Here is a 607-nt window from a genome sequence, read left to right as displayed (position 1 = left end):
GATCCGCCGCCGCCGACGAAGATGCCGCGCTGACCCTCCGGCAGCGCGAAATAGGCCGACGGCTCGGCGACCCGGATATGCGCGGCGCAGGCCAGCTCCAGCCCGCCGCCGATCACCGCGCCCTTCAGCGCGGCGATGACCGGCACGCGGCAATACTGGATGCGGTCGAACACGCGGTGCCACATCTGGGAATGCACCAGGCCCTCGGTGGCGTCGCGCTCGGTCAGTTCGGAGAGATCGAGGCCGGACGAGAAGTGATCGCCGATACCATGGATGACGACGGCGCCGACCGCATCCGGTATCGCGGAAAAGCAATCCCGCAGCGCCAGGATGATGCCGTCGTTCAGCGCATTGCGCTTGGCGGGACGGTTCAGCCCGACCGTCAGCACCGCCCCTCGCGTCTCGATCCTGAGCAGCGAGGCGTCTCCCCCGCCGGCAGCGTTTCCCATGGCGTTATTGTTTCCGGTTCAGAATAGTTATGTATTATAACGATTAGCGGGAGAGTCAATATGAGCGCGCACGGCTGGTGGCCGTCGACCCTTCGAGACGGCCGCTGCGCGGCCTCCTCAGGGTGACGGTGATGGAATGGATACGCGCGCTCCCTCCT

1 protein-coding gene is annotated in these 607 nt (G+C 65.9%); it reads right to left on the bottom strand.

Translation table 11 applies throughout. The annotated features are described in order from the left end of the window. On the bottom strand, positions 1-449 hold a 449-nt coding region (locus AKL29_RS44130; protein ID WP_244481683.1), incomplete at its 3' end, for a crotonase/enoyl-CoA hydratase family protein. Positions 450-607: the final 158 nt, after the last annotated feature.

The organism is Bradyrhizobium pachyrhizi (assembly GCF_001189245.1).
GTDB classification, from domain to species: domain Bacteria; phylum Pseudomonadota; class Alphaproteobacteria; order Rhizobiales; family Xanthobacteraceae; genus Bradyrhizobium; species Bradyrhizobium pachyrhizi.
The sequence above is the reverse complement of the archived record's forward strand: the minus strand, read 5'-3'. Positions and strand labels throughout refer to the sequence as shown.